16 protein-coding genes are annotated in these 17,463 nt (G+C 58.5%); 9 read left to right on the top strand and 7 right to left on the bottom strand.

The genetic code is table 11. The features are described from left to right. Positions 1–5 precede the first annotated feature (5 nt). From IYX23_RS00920 to IYX23_RS00905, 4 genes are all read right to left on the bottom strand, one after another. Positions 6–983 carry a multicopper oxidase domain-containing protein gene (locus IYX23_RS00920; protein WP_204982133.1) on the bottom strand — a complete coding sequence of 326 codons (978 nt, stop codon included), beginning with the start codon at positions 981–983 and terminating at the stop codon, positions 6–8. A gap of 112 nt (positions 984–1,095) precedes the next feature. Next, entirely contained in the window at positions 1,096–1,341 is a 246-nt protein-coding gene (locus IYX23_RS00915; RefSeq protein ID WP_109026897.1) for a hypothetical protein, read from the bottom strand. A gap of 21 nt (positions 1,342–1,362) precedes the next feature. Next, a complete protein-coding gene (locus IYX23_RS00910; protein ID WP_245435097.1) occupies positions 1,363–2,064 on the bottom strand; it encodes a sigma-70 family RNA polymerase sigma factor in 702 nt (233 codons plus the stop codon). A 287-nt stretch (positions 2,065–2,351) separates the two neighbouring features. Continuing rightward, the gene (locus tag IYX23_RS00905) at positions 2,352–3,329 is read right to left on the bottom strand and encodes a YncE family protein (protein ID WP_158273654.1); all 978 of its coding nucleotides are present in this window, start codon (positions 3,327–3,329) and stop codon (positions 2,352–2,354) included. Between the two features lie 749 nt (positions 3,330–4,078). Here IYX23_RS00905 and IYX23_RS00900 point away from each other — a divergent pair. Continuing rightward, positions 4,079–4,627, top strand: a complete 549-nt coding sequence (locus IYX23_RS00900) for a hypothetical protein (RefSeq protein WP_124740573.1) — start codon at positions 4,079–4,081, stop codon at positions 4,625–4,627. A 16-nt stretch (positions 4,628–4,643) separates the two neighbouring features. On the opposite strand, the gene IYX23_RS00895 is transcribed toward IYX23_RS00900, so the two are convergent. The 3 genes from IYX23_RS00895 to IYX23_RS00885 all read right to left on the bottom strand — a co-directional run bounded on the left by IYX23_RS00895 (position 4,644) and on the right by IYX23_RS00885 (position 6,585). Continuing rightward, positions 4,644–4,808 (bottom strand): hypothetical protein, encoded by a 165-nt coding sequence (locus IYX23_RS00895; protein ID WP_154454016.1) that lies wholly within the window; start codon positions 4,806–4,808, stop codon positions 4,644–4,646. An 88-nt stretch (positions 4,809–4,896) separates the two neighbouring features. Beyond that, the gene (locus tag IYX23_RS20030) at positions 4,897–5,148 is read right to left on the bottom strand and encodes a transposase (RefSeq protein ID WP_246695852.1); all 252 of its coding nucleotides are present in this window, start codon (positions 5,146–5,148) and stop codon (positions 4,897–4,899) included. Between the two features lie 867 nt (positions 5,149–6,015). Further along, positions 6,016–6,585: a hypothetical protein gene (locus IYX23_RS00885; protein WP_109026901.1), complete on the bottom strand. Its 570-nt coding sequence runs from the start codon at positions 6,583–6,585 to the stop codon at positions 6,016–6,018. A 494-nt stretch (positions 6,586–7,079) separates the two neighbouring features. On the opposite strand from IYX23_RS00885, the gene IYX23_RS00880 reads away from it, so the two are divergent. From IYX23_RS00880 to IYX23_RS00850, 8 genes are all read left to right on the top strand, one after another. After that, positions 7,080–7,733, top strand: coding sequence for a TetR/AcrR family transcriptional regulator (locus IYX23_RS00880; RefSeq protein WP_109026902.1), 654 nt, complete (start codon positions 7,080–7,082; stop codon positions 7,731–7,733). A gap of 288 nt (positions 7,734–8,021) precedes the next feature. Continuing rightward, a complete protein-coding gene (locus IYX23_RS00875; RefSeq protein ID WP_109026903.1) occupies positions 8,022–9,272 on the top strand; it encodes an efflux RND transporter periplasmic adaptor subunit in 1,251 nt (416 codons plus the stop codon). Next, complete coding sequence (locus IYX23_RS00870) at positions 9,269–10,402, top strand: FtsX-like permease family protein (protein ID WP_109026904.1); 1,134 nt, start codon at positions 9,269–9,271, stop codon at positions 10,400–10,402. Before IYX23_RS00875 ends, IYX23_RS00870 begins: the two co-directional genes overlap by 4 nt. A 1-nt stretch (position 10,403) precedes the next feature. After that, positions 10,404–11,150: an ABC transporter ATP-binding protein gene (locus IYX23_RS00865; RefSeq protein ID WP_109026905.1), complete on the top strand. Its 747-nt coding sequence runs from the start codon at positions 10,404–10,406 to the stop codon at positions 11,148–11,150. Between the two features lie 957 nt (positions 11,151–12,107). Then, the gene (locus IYX23_RS20025; protein ID WP_109026906.1) at positions 12,108–12,404 is read left to right on the top strand and encodes a DUF6522 family protein; all 297 of its coding nucleotides are present in this window, start codon (positions 12,108–12,110) and stop codon (positions 12,402–12,404) included. Positions 12,405–14,756: 2,352 nt separating this feature from the next. Further along, the gene (locus tag IYX23_RS00860) at positions 14,757–15,158 is read left to right on the top strand and encodes a FixH family protein (protein ID WP_245435141.1); all 402 of its coding nucleotides are present in this window, start codon (positions 14,757–14,759) and stop codon (positions 15,156–15,158) included. A gap of 89 nt (positions 15,159–15,247) precedes the next feature. Further along, positions 15,248–16,402: a TolC family protein gene (locus IYX23_RS00855; protein ID WP_245435099.1), complete on the top strand. Its 1,155-nt coding sequence runs from the start codon at positions 15,248–15,250 to the stop codon at positions 16,400–16,402. Beyond that, on the top strand, positions 16,399–17,463 hold a 1,065-nt coding region (locus tag IYX23_RS00850; RefSeq protein WP_196398813.1), incomplete at its 3' end, for an efflux RND transporter periplasmic adaptor subunit. The genes IYX23_RS00855 and IYX23_RS00850, both read left to right, overlap by 4 nt.

Genomic DNA, 17,463 nt, shown 5'->3' with positions numbered 1-17,463 from the left:
ATTGATCATTCGATGACGCGGAAATCACCCATCATTCCAGACTGCATGTGTTGGATAACGTGACAGTGGTAGTGCCAGTCGCCGGGGCCAACACCCTCGCCGGCCTTCACGATGAACGAGGTGCGGCTGATTGGACCGATGTTGACGGTGTCAACGCCGGCGGTTGCTCCGGGCTCGATCCAGCGATGCGCATGGAGATGGAAAGTATGGAACGCGGTGCCAATCCCCATGACGTGGAAGCGAACCTTTTCGCCCAGGCGCGCGCCGACGGTCGGATTAGTCCATAACGGAATCTCCTTGCCGCCCTCGATGATATGATTGAGCTCCTGACCCCAAAAGGTCGTTTCATGCATCCAGATGATGAATTCGCGTTTCACATCGGCAAGATCAACGTCGACGATCTTGCCGTCGATGAGCGCAGGAACCTTCCCGCTCGCCGGATTGATGATGAGCGTACCGAACAGCCCCTTGTCCTCGGCTCCGAGCATCGGATTGCCGAATGCATGATCGTGATAGGCCCACGTGCCTGCCGTTCCAGGCGCGGCCGTCCATTTGTATGTGTAAGGTTTGTCTGGGAACGCAGCTTCGTCGGCGACGCCATTCAAAACCTTCATGGTGCCATCGCTGTCGATCTTGAAGTGCACGCCGTGGACATGGATGCTGACCGGCAACGCCGAGTCGGCGATGCCATGTTGAAGAGTCACCTCGGCGACGTCCCCCTCTTTCATGACGAGCGTGGGACCAGGGATGGTAGGACCGCTCGCATACCGATCCGTAAGGTCGCTTTCTTTTCCCGTGGAAGATTTGACCTTGTGACTGACCATCTCATAGGCCAGCTGACCCGACGGCATTGCGCTTGCTTTGAGCGTGATCAAATGTTGGTCGGCGGCAGAGGCTGCGCTAGCGGCGAGAAGCGCGGCTGGCCACATGAGCAAAAACGCGAACGAACGTGAAATCCCCAACTGCGCCCAGGTTCTTAGCATCGCATCACACTCCTTCGAGCGGAGAACCGGGGACAATGCCGGCGATCGATCCGATCGCGCGCGCCAACCAGTTCGATCCGATACGACTTAGATGCGACGGAACGCTGAGGTCTTACCTCGAAGGAAAAGTTTTTTCTGCGTTCACGAGTCTCAGAAGGGCGAGATAAACCTCTTCGCACTCGGGGCACTGATGCATATGGTGTTTAACCTCGGGCAATAAGGCTCCGGCGTCCTGACCGGATGCCTCAATGTCGACGTAACGTGGAAGTTCATCAAAATATTCCGTGCACAGCATCTCCTCTCCGCTCTTAGCGGCGAAGACGGTGTCAATGAGGCGGGTAAAGTCTTTGTGTTTCATGTCGGGTTCCGGCACGACTGACTATAAGATGCGTTGAACGGAGGAAGTCTTACCCTCCGAATGGAGATGGGTTCCCGATTTTGGCTCGTCAAACACGGCAATAAGATCTTTGTGCGTCACGCCTTCTTCGAGCAAAGCCTGCTTGAGCCGTTTACGCGCATCGTGGATGAGTTTGTAAAGATTATTCCGATTAGAACCCAACCATTCGGCGACCTCGTCCAAGGGCATCCCCTGAAAAGCGTGAGCGACAAGTGCGGTCCGTTGCAAGGGAGTAAGCTTGGCGCCGATAAGTCGCGCAAGTAGAGTCCACGCTTCGCGCTGCTGTAGACTGCGCTCCGGCCCCGGTTCTTGAATCGGCCAAGCCGGCAAAGTCTGTCCAAGCTGAGCGCGCTCGATCGTAGCTTCTCGCCAGCGACGGCGGCGCAGCTCTCCGAGCACGACTCTGATTGCGATTGAATAAGCCCAAGTCATAAAGCGGCTTTCGCCGCGAAAGTCTCCAAGTTTTGATTGTATAATGAGAATGGCCTCTTGTGCGCAGTCTTCAGCAAGGTGCTGCGCTTCATCTGAACGCGTTGATTCTTGCGTGGCGTAGCCTTTCGCCAAATAGGCCCGAATTGCCGCAAGCAGTCGTGCTCGAAGGTCCGCAAGCGCCAACTGTTGGTCTCGACCGCTCTCCTGAAGCGCCGTCAGCCACTCTGCATTGGATCGTTGCATAATTTCCATCACGGCTCAGGAGAAATTAACGCGGGTGCGTGACAAACGCGTACCGCAGCCAAATGTAGCAACACTTTAGGGAAATGCCATCCTCATGAACGGCTGGGATTTTTTGCGGCGCAACTAAGTCTCTGATCCGCTGCGGGCAGGGAAAGCTGCTAAACGGCGCCCGCGGCATGGACGATAGTCCTTGGAATTTCGAAGCGCCGTTATAGCTAAAGAGAACAAGACTGATTCGGGCAGTCTGGCGCCATTGAATTGCGAGCGTCTCCCCCGTTTCGCAAAAAAGATGCTATTCAACGCCGGACCGCAACGCCTTCAGGCGCTGTCGGAACGAAGATTGTCTTCACAATCTCATCCGTCTGCGTGTCGAAGATCGAGAGGCTGTTGGCTCCCGTATTGGTGATGAGGAGCCAGCGACCGTCGCCGGCGAAGCCGACGCCGTGACTACCCGCGTCCGGCGCTATGGAGATCGTTTTGATGACTTTGTTCACGGCAAGGTCGATTTTCTGCACCGTGCCCGCCCCGTCATTAGCGACATAAGCGAAGGTCTGATTTGGCGCGACCGTGACTTGCACCGGTCCCGCATCGGTCTCGATATCCGCGATCCGCCGAAGGCTTTCGGCGTCGATCACGGCGACGAGATTGGCGTTGTGACAGGCGACATAAACGCGCTTGCCGTCCTTGGTCGCGCCTTGGCCCAGCGGCCCTGTTCCGACAGCGATCGTCGCGAGCGCCTGGCGTTTTGCGCGTGAGAGCACCGTCACGTCGCCGCCGCCGAAATTGGAGACGAAAAGCCTGTCGCCTGAAGCGAGCGCGAAATGCGGCATCGCGCCGACCTTGACGACGCCAAGCGATGCACCCGCCTGCGCGTCAAAAATTTCGACCCGGTCGTCGAACTCGTTCGTAACGTATGCTTCCTTGCCATCGGCGCTGAAAAAGATGTGTCGCGGACCCTTTCCTGTTGGCAGCGCTTTGATCACGCTGTTTGCTTGCGTATCGATGATGGATAAGGTCCCCGCGTTGTTGTTCGTGACCCAAGCTTGTTTCTGATCGGGACGCAGCGTGACGTTATGATTGTGGATGCCGACTGGGATTTTCTTCTTCAGTGCGCCTGATGCGAGATCTATAACGGAAACGACGCCGCCGAACCACGAGGTCACATAGGCGGTCCCCTTGATGGGCGTCGCAGGTTCGGCGCGCAGCTGCGGCGCGCCTATTGCAAGCGCCAGGGCGCTCGTTAAGAGAACAATGCGAATGATCGCGGAAACCAAGTGCTTTCTCCTTTTGATTTTGGATGGATTCGAAGCGCCCGCCGGCCTGCGTTCAAGGCGAGGCGCAATGAGAAAGCCGCCGCGTGCTGCGCGCGCAGCTTTGCTGGCGCGACAACAGACGCTCCGGGGCACGCCGCCAAATGTAGAGCCGAGCGGTCAAGTCCATAGACAGACGTCGATATAAAGACGGCATCCGGAATCCTCGGCTTTGAAGAGCCGTCCGCGATGCTTGGGCATACCGCCTGGAATAGGGATCGCCACCCTCGCAGGCGCGATGATCCACCAATTTCCTTCGTTGTCAACGAAAGCTGCGACACGCAAGCCGCTCGGTGCGGTAATAGCAAGCAACGCCCGCTATAAAAGGGTGACGTGATTGGCGCGTGTGAGTGAACGTCGCGGCTGAGAACGGATTGCCTTTCCCGCGTGACTGTCGATGCTAAGGGGGCACCACACCGCTCGCTTCCGCAATAGCGCGAGCGAGGCTTGCGGTCCTCCGAAATCGATACCTTGGAATTCATCCTCGCGCACGGCGTTGGTCGAACGAACGCTCGCTTGGCTCAATCGCCGCTAAGGCTCTCCAGAGATCGGAGGCATCCATCGACGCATCGCCCTGGATAATCGAGATGTGAATTTGAGTCCGACTCTAAGTAAGATTTCGTCTTTTCATCACATCTAAGAGGCGTCATGCATTCGGCACGATGGGCGATCTCCGAGTCGGCGAATAACTCCAAGTAGCAGGACCCAATGGCATGAACCACGTTTTCTACCTACTTGCGCTCGCCACTTTCCTACTCACGCCTCCGCCGGCGGCAAACGCCATTGAACTACCTTGGCGATCCGACGACGTGTTCCTTAGCCGCCCCGGGGTTCCGCCTTCCGCAAATCAAGTGAACGGAACTGGCGCGAAAAGTGTTGAAAATGGCGGAATGCAAGTCGGCGTGTTTCGGTGCGGAGAGCTTGTCGGAGATGATGCACAAAATAGCGCTGCAGAAACAAAAAATGAAAGCAACCGCACTTCTGGAGCCGATTTATATGCCTGGGCGAAGAATCCCCCTGCGCAAATGATCGTGCTATCTTTGTTTTTTGCCTTTCTAGGCCTCATCATTGACATTGGAGCGATGCCGCCCTTCCAAGGGTTGATGCCCGAAGAAGCGCTCGCAAACTACAGGACGACGTGGATAGCGATCATGATCGTAGCCATACTTGGAGGAGCGCTACTGTTGCCTGTCACAACCAGTATCATACGGTATTCGATGACTCGTCTGGATCACCGAGACGTTCCGCAAGGCGCCATGTGAGGCATTCTGCGTTTCGCTAATAGTTGCCAATTGAGATTTCTTTGCATCCGACGACCCACGCGGCTTTCCGCGCTGGGACCATTAAATTATGGCGCCGAAGATCGCCGTCGGGGACGGGGCGGTTGGGCAGATCGAACAGCGTCGCATGGGCCTGCGCCAAGACGATTTCATGCTTCTTCATCGCCGGCTCCTTTGGTGCGCAATAGGGCCTTCGCGCAGCGGTCCGGCTTATCTGCGCAACTCCATCCCGAGATACCAGCGAACCTCCATCAGCGCTTTAGCGTAAGATTATGGAATGGCTCCCCCCTTTTTCGGCATAGTTGAGTTGCCGCATCAGAAATGAACGGAGGGGAATGATGAAGAATATTGCAACCCGCCGCCTCTGCCCTCCGGCGCGCCTCCCTTCGCCAGGTGAACAGTTGCTGTGGCGTAGCGCCATGTCGACGCGCGACCTGCGAGACGACCGCGTCAGGAGCCAGCGACTCCCTTCGACTGCCAGCGCCTTCTCCCCTTCGGACCACCGGCGCCGACCACCAGCTCCAGTGATCACCTCGATGCGCCGTAACCCGGAGCCGTTCGGCTCAAGCGAAAGATCAAGTCTAGACATAAGCCTTATCTCCAAATCAGGAGATCAGACTCGCCGCTTTCATCGTTCGTTTGAAGGTGGGGCCGTAACAGCACTGACCGCTGATCAGCTCCTATCGCTCTGTGATTGTGCAAGTTCCCGACTTGATATCCTGCTCCAAGGGTCCAGCTAATTGTCAGGTTGGAGAAACGATGAATAAGGCCAATCACATAGCCGCCGGCGCTAATGCAGTCGCCGTTTTTCAACAGGAGTGCGGCACTGTCGAGGCGCATGCTATTGCGGACTTGATATGTGATCTCGGTCACTTGGCGGACGACCGCGGTCTCGATTTTCTTAGCAAGGTTAAACGGGGCGTTGGACATTGGTTCGCGGAGCGCCATGCCCAAAGTTGTAACAGCCTCGGGGCGGAGGCCATCGTCGAAATAGCCATCAGTCCACTGTCAACGAATTCGGTAGCTCGATCCTCTCCGCCTTAGATGCTACTCTGCTTTGGTTCGACGCGACTGAGCGCGTCATCAGATTTGTACCTTTCTGCAAGGGCTTATTGCCTTCATGATGCCGTGCTCGAACTGTGATTGGCGGCATACGTCCGCGTTATGGCCGCTGCTCGAGAGATCCTCTACTCGTCTTGTATGAGGGGCATCGGTGTAAAAGGACGATACGCTCGCGCCAGAACGAAACCCGATGCTTAAATGGCACGCAACTAACGGCAGCGTCCTGGTTGAGCCGGGGCTGGATCGATTTTCTGAAGTCGTGGCAGCCCGGCGAGTCGAAGATGAGCGTTACCAAGGCGCTATCAGACTTATCGACCTAATTCTGGAAGCTGGACGACCATGAACGGGTCGGCGTCTGGTGATTTAATGCGCCATTGGTAGACGAGGAAATGGTTCAAATTCGACCGCTTGGTCTGCGCATTATGTTTGACGACATTGACGCCTTTTTCTAACCTGACGGTGAGCCGTCCGTCGATTTCTGCATCTGTTCCGGAAAGTTGACATGGGGCGTTAGCGTCTGGTCGAGAGCCGCCAATCACGATAGCGCCGTCGGCTTGCGGCTGAATGCAAAACACCTTCATCTCGCGTGATGGGAAACAGGACGATTGGCCTCTAGCGACCGATCGCTCCAAGAATACTGCGTAACGTCCTCGGGCAAGATATTGGGCATATCGAAAGCCTTCGTCGCGCAATTGCGCAGCGGCATGTTTAAGTCGGGCCTCCAGGCGTGCTTCCAGGAAACCCGCTCGGCAGGCCTGAATAAGAGCGGGCACGAAAATAAGAATGCCGTCGTACGAATAAAAATAGCTTCCGTCGGCGCGGATTGCGACGCTCGCATCGAATTGCTCGGGCGCAAGTGTTCGAAAAAAGTTGCGCATTCTAGCTCCGGAGGGAAGGCTTTCTTCGCGCAACTGGCAAGTTGGCGGCATCGGCCGTAGCGCTTTGGTCCCGGCGAAATGTCGGCGACCCTAATCTCGCAACTCTGTAAAGCGTTGCGATATGAAAAGGTAGCCACAAAGATCAAGATAGAGCTTGGTTATGGGGGCGGTTACGCTAATGGGGCCCTATATCCCACGTCTCCGATCGCTCGATTAAGATCTCGCTGAACCAGAAAACCTGATCGCCGTCTGGGCAGCTCAGCCATGGCGTCCCCTTTTTTCCAGCCAACGCTCTATGGAGAGGATCAATGCCACGGTTCTCCGCTTGTTCCGCTCAGCGGAAAAGTGAGTAATCAGCTCCCGCTCGCCGCGCTCCTAACGTATCCAACTCTACTTAAGCGCGACGCCACGGGAGAGGAAGGCCTGTCCCTTGACAACGCAGTCGGCTAACCAATAATAGTAATTGCTTACTATTATCCGAGCCAAGCCGCAGCATGCAGTCCAAGTATCTTCCGGCCGAGGAGCGCCGATCACTCACCGTCGAAGCAGTTGTCGTACTTTCCGGCGCGCAGAACCCCAGCGAGATCACGACAGCAGCGATCGCTAAGCACATGAACGTGACGCAGGGCGCCTTGTTTCGTCACTTCCCCACGAAGGATGCGATCTGGGAGGCGGTGATGGAGTGGGTGACCAATCGTTTGCTGGATCGCATTGATCATGCGGCAGAAGGCGCATGCTCGCCGATGGACGGATTGCGAGCGATGTTCATGAGTCATATCGAGTTCGTGATCGAATATCCTGGCGTGCCTCGAATGATGTTCGGTGAATTGCAGCGCGCCGAAGCCGCACCCGCCACGAAAATCGCACGGATGCTCATCAAGCGCTATGCCGAGCGGCTTGCAAAAAAGCTTGAGGAGGCCAAGGCGGCTGGAGAAGCAGCCAATGATCTGGACACGCATGCGGCGGCGATCCTGTTCATCGGGATGATCCAGGGTCTGGTGATGCAATCATTGCTGTCGGGCGACATCAAAGGCGTTCGCACCCATGCTCATGGAGTTCTCGGCATCTACCTCCGTGGCGTGAAGTCAGGCGCCTCCGATGCTGAGACGCTGAATGCAAGAACTCCAAGAGGAAAGATCAGGCGATGATGCGCGCAAGTTCATGGCAAGCGGGAACGAACTTGGGAGCCGCGCTGGCGTTCTAGCTCGGCATGTCGGGAGGCTCCGACGCGACATGGCGAAAACACTACCGATCAGGCCAATCGGGCTCGATCCATGCTCAACGTGACAAGGAAGTGGGAGAGCGACGCGCCACTGCCGGCCGGCATGGAACGCATTCGCACGCTGGCCGAGGGCTGGAGGATCTCCGACGTGGCGGCAATGAATGAACGATAGTCCCTCATTGGAGCGGAACTCTATGCGACCGGGAGACTGATCATGAATGAGTCCTCCGAACGATCGGCCAGGGGGCCTGACACGTCTATTGGCGAAAAGACCGGAGCCAGCCTCTTGTATGCCGCAGCGCTTCGCGGGCGTATCGCTAGATACGCCCTGGCGACCTCCGGCGTACTGTTTGCCATCGCCGTGGCTCTAATCGTTTACGCGAACCGTCCGATCGCCGTCGAGGTCGCGTCAATTGAAAAGAACGTGCCGATCCGAGTCTTTGGGCTTGGCACGGTCGAGGCCCGTGTGATGTCGAAAATCGGTTTCGAAGTGGGGGCCACGCTGGTCGAACTGCACGCGGACCACGGCGACCGCGTGACGAAGGGCCAGGTCCTCGCGCGCCTCGCCAGTAGCGAACAAGAGGCCAAGGTCGCAAAGGCGCGCGCTGCGCTCTTGATCGCCGAGACGAACATCAACCGGGCGGATGCCAATCTCGAGAGGGCGCGGGCGGTGATGGCGCAAAGACAGGAAGCCAATCGGCGCAAGCAGGCGCTTGTTGCGCGAAGCATCGTCACAAAGCAAGTCGCAGAGGAGGCTTTCAGAGACGAGGCCGTAGCCCGCGCCGATGTTGCCGTTGCAGATAGCGAGATTGCCAGCGCGAAGGCGCAACTGGCCGATGCGCGAGCTCAGTATCAGTTCGAAGAAACGATGTTGCGCCATAGGACGCTCACGGCTCCCTACGACGCCGTGATTATGGAGCGCCACAAGGAACTGGGCTCTGTCGTCAAGGCTGGCGATCCAATTTTCACGCTCATTGCGGCTGACACGTACTGGGGTCTCGCTCATGTCGACGAAGCGCGCGCGGGATTTATCCAGGAAGGGCAACATGTCGATGCACGCCTTCGCTCGCGTCCGCAGGATGCGTTCACAGGACGGGTCGCCCGCATTGGCCTCGAAAGCGATCGCATTACGGAGGAACGGCGCGTTCTCATTAAGGGCGACAATCCGCCATTCCGAGTCTATCTCGGCGAGCAGGTGGAGGTCTGGATCACCGTCGCTCAGCTTGATAGAGCGATCCTCGTTCCAGAGGCCGTCGTGCAGGGCTACGACGGACGGCAAGGCCGGGTATGGACGGTCGAGTCCGGCCGGTTGCGGAGGCGTCTGGTAAAATTCCGACATCGCACGGAGGACGCGCGTCTTGAGATCGTGGATGGCCTGCCCGGAGATGCGCGTGTCGTGGCGAACCTGGAGAGCGGCTTACGCGAAGGCCGCTTTATTTGGACGATCGAGGCCAGCAAGAAATGAACCTTGCATATCGCGACATTATGCACAATCTCGGTCGGTTCCTATTGACCTGCCTGGGACTTGGCCTCCTGCTCGGAGTCGTGCTCGCAATGATCGGCATCTATCGCGGGCTCGTCGTTGAGGCGCTGACCATCGCCCGAGCGCCGGCTGTCGATTTGTGGGTTGTGGAATCCAGTACGCGCGGTCCCTTCGCGGAGATATCTCGCATTCCAGGAGACACGCGGGAGGCGATCGCCCGCATCGCGGGCGTGGACGCCGCCGGAAGCGTCACGTATCAGACGGTAGAGAGTGAGCACATGGGCAACAAGCTCCGGCTCTACGTCATCGGTTACGAGCCGACGCGACCAGGCGGTCCGCCAGTAATCATCGAAGGTCGCGGAGTTGCTCGCAGCCACTATGAGATAGTCGCCGACCGCGCTGCCGGTCTTGTCCTCGGCGATCGGGTCGCGCTCGGCCGAAGCATGTTCACGGTGGTTGGTCTCACGCAGCACCAGGTCAGTTCGGGAGGCGACCCGGCCGTCTACGTCACGCTGCAGGACGCGCAGAAACTGCAGTTCGATCTCGCGCCGTCGGCGGCGCGACTCAAACTCGCTCGTGGCGAGGGCGGATCAACTCGGGACACCGTCAATGCGGTCGTGGCGCGTCTGCATCCGAACTCTTCTTCGGAGGCCGTCGCTAGCACAATCAAGCGGTGGAAGCATCTCGCGGCCATTACCCAGGAAGCTCAAGAGAACATTCTGACACTTTCGCTCGTTGACCGTGCGCGCCGACAAATCGCGCTTTTTACAGGCCTGCTGCTGGTCGTCTCCGCGGTGATCATCGCGCTTATTATCTACACGATGACCATGGAGAAACTGAAGCAGATCGCCACCTTGAAATTGATTGGAGCGCCCGACAGAACGATCATCGGGATGATCGTGCAGCAAGCCATGGCGCTCGGCTTCATCGGATTTGCAATCGGTGGCGCACTTATCGTCAATATTCAGGACTACTTTCCACGACGTGTGGTGCTGGAGCCGGATAATGTTGTCATTCTGGGAGCCATTGTCTTCGTAGTATGCCTTCTATCGAGCGTCCTTGGCGTCCGCGCCGCGCTCAGGGTCGATCCGGCGACCGCGCTTGGGGGCTGAGATGCAAACCACAAGCTCTGGCGCGCCGCTTGTTCGGCTGGATCGCATCTCAAAACACTTTGGCGAGGGAGAAACCCGCGTCGATGCAGTGCGCGATGTTTCGCTAGAGGTTTACCCCCGACAGGTCGTAGCGCTGCTTGGCCCCTCCGGTTCCGGCAAGACCACCCTCCTTAACATCATCGGCTGCATTTTGGATCCGTCCTCGGGGTGCATGGAGCTCGACGGCGAACTGGTCGTCCGCGATGGCCGCCGGCTTCGGGGTGATTTGCGGCGTCTCAGGCTCGACAAGATCGGGTTCATCTTCCAGTTCCACAACCTGCTGCCGTTCCTCGATGTGACCGATAACGTGGCGATCGTGTTGCAATTGGCCGGCGTCGACATTGCTAATGCGCGCAAGCGGGCCGTGGCTTTGCTCGATTATCTCGAGATCGGCCACCGCGCAAAAGCGATGCCGGCCAAGCTCTCCGGTGGCGAAGCGCAGCGGGTGGCCATCGCGCGGGCGCTAGCGAACAGCCCTCGCATCATTCTCGCGGACGAACCAACGGCCGCCCTCGACTCCAAGCGCGCCGGCATCGTCATGGACCTCTTGCGCAAGCTCGCGGTCGAGCACGACGCCGCGATCATCGCCGTAACGCATGACGAGAAGATTTTCGATCGCTTCGATCACATCCATCAGCTACGGGACGGCAGGCTGTTCGGGATGCACGACGAGCAGATCGACGTCTCAAGACTGGACTCGCCTTTGTGAGAGGCTGAGCTCTTTTGTCTCAAGCGGAGCATCCAAAACAACAACGCGTGTCGAAGCTGCGATGACACCCATCATGGTGCGTGCGTAGTAAAATACTGGAAGCGTCTTCTCGTTGGCGATGCGATACGGGCGCCCTTTTCGAGCCCCGCCATTTCATCGGTCCTGTTAACACGGATTTGTTACGCACTGCGGAAACAACCTGCCGCGGGCGAAAATAGCCAGCCTTGCTAAGATGGCTCAACCTATCTTTCATTATGCTCGACGCCTGAGCCGCCTCGGTCATCGTCAGCCATTCTGAAGATTATAGGCTTGGATACCGCGCGCGACGCACGGGAGCGCACTTGAGGTTTGCCCTTGCCGGAGGGATGACCATTCGATTGAGCGCCCCGGCGAAACGTTCGTCTGACCAGCGCCCAACCCAGTCCCTTATAATCGCCAAGGTGTTCCTGTTCATGAGATAAGCCCTCTGAGTGAGTTTTGATGAGGTCTGAGATTTCGAAGAGGAGCAGAGCCATGCTATTCTCACGTTCCGCCGATTTCATTCCAACCTGCTCCCAGGAGTCATCTTCACTCCAAGGCAGGACGCGGTGATCGCTGAGCGTATCGGCGTCTGCGGCGCGCTTTGGAGCCCAAGGCCGCGGCGCGTGCGCAGGAAAAGAGCGGAGAAGCGCATTCTGCGGCGCTCACGCGCGCCGTTAGCACGCAAGATCGCGCGGCTGTTCAGCCGGACGGCACGTGGCGGCGATTGAGCGGCGATGAGATGTAGGTCCAGCGAAAATCGACCTCCTTTAAGCTCAGGTCAGCCCCATTGTTGCCGAAGCCGAGCCTAAAGGCGTTTTGATGAACCGCTGAATCGAAGCACGCCTCTTTCGCCGCGACACGACCCTGCCTCGTCGGCTATAAAGCAACGGCACTTGATTTTGGGTGCCGGCCTTGACCCGGCGAGCGGAGGACAGGATGGCCAATCCCAGATGTGCGGACATTGTCCGTGACGGCGAAGACTTCGTTGTGGACGCGACTTTCGTTGCGCCAAAATTCGGACTCTCCGTCGAAGCCTTTCGCACGGAACTGCAGCGGGGAACAATCGTGGCGACCTGCGAGCGGGGAGAAGGCGAGGATTATGGCAAAACTCGCCTCACCTTCCGGCGCGGAATATTGCTTTGGCGCTTCGTCCTGGATGGGGACGGCGCGGTCCACGAAGACCCGCTCCTGGCTAAACGCGCCAGCTCTTCGCGACCACAATCCCGTCCATGAGCTATGGCTGCGCCGGCGCTCTTGCCAATAAATCACATCGACTCGTCTGGGCGCCTTGCAAGTACCGCCGCCGGCGCGGCGCTAATTTCCACAACTTGCTAGGCGCAGCGCTCGCCTCCCCTGCACCATGGCAAGGAATTCCTTGCGGGTGCGCGAGTGGTCGCGGTTCACGCCGAGCAGCCGGCTCATCGTCAGGAGCGAGTCCGTCGTGTTGACCCCCACAGCGTCGTGCAGCTGTGCTCCGCCTCGATGACGACGCCGACGCCCTGCGGCCGACGTGGCGAGGGCGTAGCATTGACGCGTTGCCGCGCGAGCTGCGGCCTATGGGCTCGGGCCAACGAAAAGCTGTCTGCAAACCTCTGAGGGGTCCGACTCGCCGACCTCTTCTAATTTACAGCACGAGGCGCTGCTGCTTACCATCGACCATTCCCGCCGGCTCGCAATGCGCACCACAAAAAGGACCGCGATCCTGGCCGTGCCCCGGATTCGTTCAGAATGGCGAATCTGAATTTAGCGTGTGAGATAGAGGAGAGTTTCATATAAAAAACCGATGCATTCGTCTGATTGAGAACTCAACGCGTCTTTCTTGAAATTCCACCAACACGACAGGGTCTCAATATTTGACAGGCACCTGCGATCAGAGACGTCCTTCATAAGCAGCACCTTAATGTCGACAATGCCGATTACGTCGCTCGCGCTTGCAGCGCAATTTGGACGGCTTTCAATTCTTTTGACCAGCTCCGGATTGGCTTGGAGGCAAGCTAATGTGAGGGCTTTCAATTTGTCCTCGTAAGAAACTCGGGGGTTGACCCACATCGAAAGAACCCTTTCTGTCATAGGCAGAGCCTAAGCGTCTTTGGCATCTTCTCTCGAGCCGCGCTACCCAAGTGCATCATCGATAGGCGTAGGATGGGCGATGTGAGGGACTAGGTGCGGACAAAAAAAGAGAGCGAGATGCCTTTTTCGAAAACTCTGGGCTACAGATTCATCACGCTTGTACTGCGCGTGCAAAAACGGGGCTGGCGTCGTATGTCGTCGCCAGCCGGCGGGCCGCCCATCCATCCTCGACCGACAGCGAACGGATTCGGCAATACCATCTTACTCGAGTCGGGAAAGCCGTTCGGTGGACAAGCAACGATCGATTTTAACCCAAACGGGTTGATCTTCGAACTTCGGCTTCCTCTTAAGGCTATTACTGAACGCGCATCTTCTCTGATAAATCACAAGGACGTCGGCGAGCCGAGCTAACCAAGGAAGCTCTGTCGCTGGATTTGGAACATGAACACGGCCGATTCGCGTGCGCGGGGGCAGGAACTCAGGGGACCGCGTTTGAGAAAGGACGCCGAGGGCGCATTCCAGGCAAACACCGCAACTGCCCTTCCTTCGCCTTCGGTCGATCTCGGGCGCTTTCTTCTCGCCCTTCTTATGGGCATCGCCTATCGCTCCGATTTGGGTCGTTGTCACGGCCAGACAAGCGACGATGGTCTTTGCGCCGGTATCTGGCATGCGCATGAAACAACTTTGCGCCAAAAGTTCTTCAACAATCTCATCGCACGATAGGTCGACAGTCGACGGTATGAGCACGAAATCATGCCGCTCCGAAGTTTTAGTTCAGCACCTTCACGCTTTAGTACGCTTTTCAAGTCCAATCCTATTCCGGCCAGCCACTGGCGAGAGACAATCTAGCGGAGTCCAGCTATCCGGGCGCACACCGTCCGTAGCCGACCTTCGCCGGATCAGAAAATGGTTTGGGCGTGGCGCTTGCCATGGTAGTTTGCGGCTGACAGAGTAGAGAAATGCTTCGCTGCCTTCGCCTTTTGATCTCTGTGGTTATTCTCGCTACAGCTTTAGCTGGGGCGGGCGGAGCTTTTGCCGCGAAGATGAACCATGCTTGCATCGAAATGAGCATGGACGATTGTCCCGACCACAACGGCCATGACGGCGCAGCACTCCCCGTGTGCGCTGAGATCCTCTGCGGGCCCAGTCAAGCAGCGCTTCCGCAGTTTCAACCATTCGTTGATGCCGTTCTTTGGGTGTGTGCGCCGCCGCTAATTCCCTCCGACGACATTGAGCTCGGTGGATTGCGAAGCCCGCCCGCTCTTCGGCCTCCAATCGTCTAAAGCCGAAAGTCCAATCTCGCTCACGGTTGCGCCCGGAGCAGATTTGGCGCGACCTCAAGCGGTCGCTGCGGCTAGCCGAGGGGGATCGTTATCCACGATCCCATTCCCGCAGGAACCAGCGCCGTTGTCGCATCGACGCGTGAGGCGCGATGACGTCCCTCGTCGGGATTGAGCGCGGCTGCAATCCGCCCGACGACCATGCGCATTAATGGGATACGGAGAGAATCTGATGATGCTCGTGACCTCGAGCAAGGCGCGCTTATTCGCGCTGGTCGCGCTTGCCATCCTAGGCCTAGCGCCGTTCGCCCGCGCCAATATCAACGACTACGAATTCCGACTCGTCGCAGCGCAATTCAAGACGGGGCAAGCGATCGTATCGGTACGTCTCGTCCATAAGCCCGACGACAAGCCGGCGCCAGACGCGGTGATCTTCGCGATGCGTCTCGATATGGCTCCAGATGGCATGGAGACGATGACCAGCATGATCGAACCGGCGCAAAGCCCCGATCCCGGAATTTATCGATTCAAGGTCGATCTGACTGATGCGGGAACGTGGCGGATATCACTCGCTGCAAAGGTGCAGGGCGAGAGCGGCACGGTCCAAGGCCGACTAATTCTAAAGGTGGCGCCATGAGTCGAGGACGGCGCCTTCGCGCCATCTCATTTGTGGAATCGGCGGCGGTATTGATGTGCTCAACATCGCTTTCGGCAACCGAGCGAAACTTGCCCGGCGCCAACGTCGAAAGCGTCGTCGCCCTTGCAAATCAGCTAAGCCCTGAACTAGCGGCGGCCGCGCTGGATGCCGATGCGGCAGCGCATAAAGTGGGCGCGGCAGGCGTGCTGGCCGATCCGACGGTAACGCTGCAAGCATGGGATGTGAATGGACGCGGCATCGGCCAGCGTTGGATCGGCTTCGAGCAGGAATTCAAACTTTGGGGCAAACTCGATCTGGAGCGCGGCGTCGCAGAGGCCGACGCCGAGGCTGCGAGGCATCAGAGTCGCGCCGTCGCCACAGATTTGATCGCCCGCGTCAAAGCCGCCTATGCGCAATACGGCGCCGCGCATCGGGCGATCGACCTTTCGCTTGGATTAAAGCGCCGGCTCGACGAAATTCTCGCGCTCCTGCGCTTGCGTTATGGCGCGAGCTCGGTCGACCAGCAGGAAGTGATCAAAGCCGAGATCGAGGCGGCGACGGCTGAAACAGAGGTCGCGCGCCGTCAAGGCGAGGCAAAGGCCGCCGCCGCTCGCTTAAATGCCTTGGTCGGTCGCGGCTCGCAAGAGCCACTCGCTATGCCCAAAGGCTTTCGGCCGCTGAAAACAAAGCTGACGCTCGCCGGCGTTCAGGAGCTCGCGAGAGTCGCCAATCCAGCCCTCGCCACGACCGGCGCGCAGGTCCGCGCAGCGATCGGAACTAAAGAACTCACGGACCTGAATTACTATCCGAACGTCACCGTTGGCGCGAATTTCGTGCAGCGTCCCACCGGCGACAATAGCGGCATGTTCATGCTCGGATTCAAGGTGCCGCTGCAATATGAAGCGAAAGACGCCGAACAGCGCGCCGCCAGTTCGCGGCTCGGCGCCGCGCAGATGCGCTACGACGCCATCCGAATCCGGCTCGACGGCGATGTGGCCGAAGCGTGGTTCGGGCTGGAGGCGGTGCGCAAGGCGATCCGGATCGTCGAACAACGCCAGCTCAGTCCGGCGCGGCTGTCGGTGGAGACGGCGCGAAGCGGCTTTGCGGCCGGAGCCGCCGACTTGGCGACGTCTCTGGAAGCCGAACGACGCCTGCGAGCGATCGAACTCGAAATCCTTAAGCTCAAAGTCGAAGAGCAAGCCAGATACGCGGAGCTTGAACGTCTGGCGGGAGGCTCTCTATGACTCGCCGTCACTTCGCAATTCTTTTGGGCTTTGTCGTCGTCGCGGCCAGCCTCGCTTGGCTGGCCGAGGGACGTTTCAAATGGGTCACACCTACAGGAACGCTGGGTGACGCCGGGCCTAGTATCTCGGGTAAGCCGCCTGCAACGACAGGCCCGATCATTTACTACAGGGATCCCGACGGTCGCCCAGCCTATTCCTCGACGCCCAAGAAGACATCGGCAGGCAAAGATTATCTGCCGGTGCGCGCCAGCGAGGATGTGAGTTTCGAGGACAAGCCTCCTGCAGGCTCCGCCAAGATTGGTGGCGAACGACGCGTGCGCTTCTATCGCCATCCAATGGGCCTGCCTGACACATCGCCCGTTCCCAAGAAAGACGAGATGGGAATGGATTACGTACCCGTCTACGAGGACGAGGCGGAGAACGGCACGACCATCACGATCAGCCCCGGAAAGCTGCAAAAGACCGGCGTTCGCTCCGAACCCGTCCAACGCCGGACGCTGAGCGTCCCTGTTCGAGCGACGGGCAGGATCGACTTCGACCCGCGACGTATCTCGATCGTCTCCCTGCGCTTCGAAGGCTTCATCGAATCGGTCGGGAGGTTTGCGGAGGGCGATTACGTTCGCAAGGGCCAGACGCTGATGCGCGTGTATGGGCCGAATCTTTCGAGCGCAGCCGCCGAATATGTCGCCGTCCTCAACATGCGGCGTGGCGGCGGGATCGACGCCCAGCGTCTGGAGGGAGCCAAGCGGCGGCTCGTCAATCTCGGCCTCGACGAAAGCGCCATCGCCGTGATCGGGCGCGCCCGCAGCGTTCCACGTGTGATTGCATGGCCGGCGCCGCAAGACGGTCATGTCCTGGAGCGGGCGGCGATTAACGGCATGCGCGCCGCGCCTGGGGACATTCTGTTTCGCATCGTCGATCATTCCGTGGTCTGGGTCTTGGCTGACATCGCCGAGCGGGACATCGCCTTGATTGCGCCCGGACAAAAGGTCGACGTGCGGCCAAGGGCGTATTCCGATCGATCCTTTAAGGGACAAGTCGCGCTAATTTATCCCCATCTC

The organism is Methylocystis sp. L43 (assembly GCF_015709525.1).
Taxonomy (GTDB): domain Bacteria; phylum Pseudomonadota; class Alphaproteobacteria; order Rhizobiales; family Beijerinckiaceae; genus Methylocystis.
Note: the sequence above shows the minus strand (reverse complement) of the source record. Positions and strands in the feature narration are given on the sequence as shown.

What these genes read in the sequence shown, in the direction of transcription:
- IYX23_RS00920 (WP_204982133.1), bottom strand. Translation starts at nt 983, where the DNA reads ATGCTAAGAACCTGGGCGCAGTTGGGGATTTCACGTTCGTTCGCGTTT.
- IYX23_RS00915 (WP_109026897.1), bottom strand. Translation starts at nt 1,341, where the DNA reads ATGAAACACAAAGACTTTACCCGCCTCATTGACACCGTCTTCGCCGCT.
- IYX23_RS00910 (WP_245435097.1), bottom strand. Translation starts at nt 2,064, where the DNA reads ATGGAAATTATGCAACGATCCAATGCAGAGTGGCTGACGGCGCTTCAG.
- IYX23_RS00900 (WP_124740573.1), top strand. Translation starts at nt 4,079, where the DNA reads ATGAACCACGTTTTCTACCTACTTGCGCTCGCCACTTTCCTACTCACG.
- IYX23_RS00895 (WP_154454016.1), bottom strand. Translation starts at nt 4,808, where the DNA reads ATGAAGAAGCATGAAATCGTCTTGGCGCAGGCCCATGCGACGCTGTTC.
- IYX23_RS00885 (WP_109026901.1), bottom strand. Translation starts at nt 6,585, where the DNA reads ATGCGCAACTTTTTTCGAACACTTGCGCCCGAGCAATTCGATGCGAGC.
- IYX23_RS00880 (WP_109026902.1), top strand. Translation starts at nt 7,080, where the DNA reads ATGCAGTCCAAGTATCTTCCGGCCGAGGAGCGCCGATCACTCACCGTC.
- IYX23_RS00875 (WP_109026903.1), top strand. Translation starts at nt 8,022, where the DNA reads ATGAATGAGTCCTCCGAACGATCGGCCAGGGGGCCTGACACGTCTATT.
- IYX23_RS00870 (WP_109026904.1), top strand. Translation starts at nt 9,269, where the DNA reads ATGAACCTTGCATATCGCGACATTATGCACAATCTCGGTCGGTTCCTA.
- IYX23_RS00865 (WP_109026905.1), top strand. Translation starts at nt 10,404, where the DNA reads ATGCAAACCACAAGCTCTGGCGCGCCGCTTGTTCGGCTGGATCGCATC.
- IYX23_RS20025 (WP_109026906.1), top strand. Translation starts at nt 12,108, where the DNA reads ATGGCCAATCCCAGATGTGCGGACATTGTCCGTGACGGCGAAGACTTC.
- IYX23_RS00860 (WP_245435141.1), top strand. Translation starts at nt 14,757, where the DNA reads ATGCTCGTGACCTCGAGCAAGGCGCGCTTATTCGCGCTGGTCGCGCTT.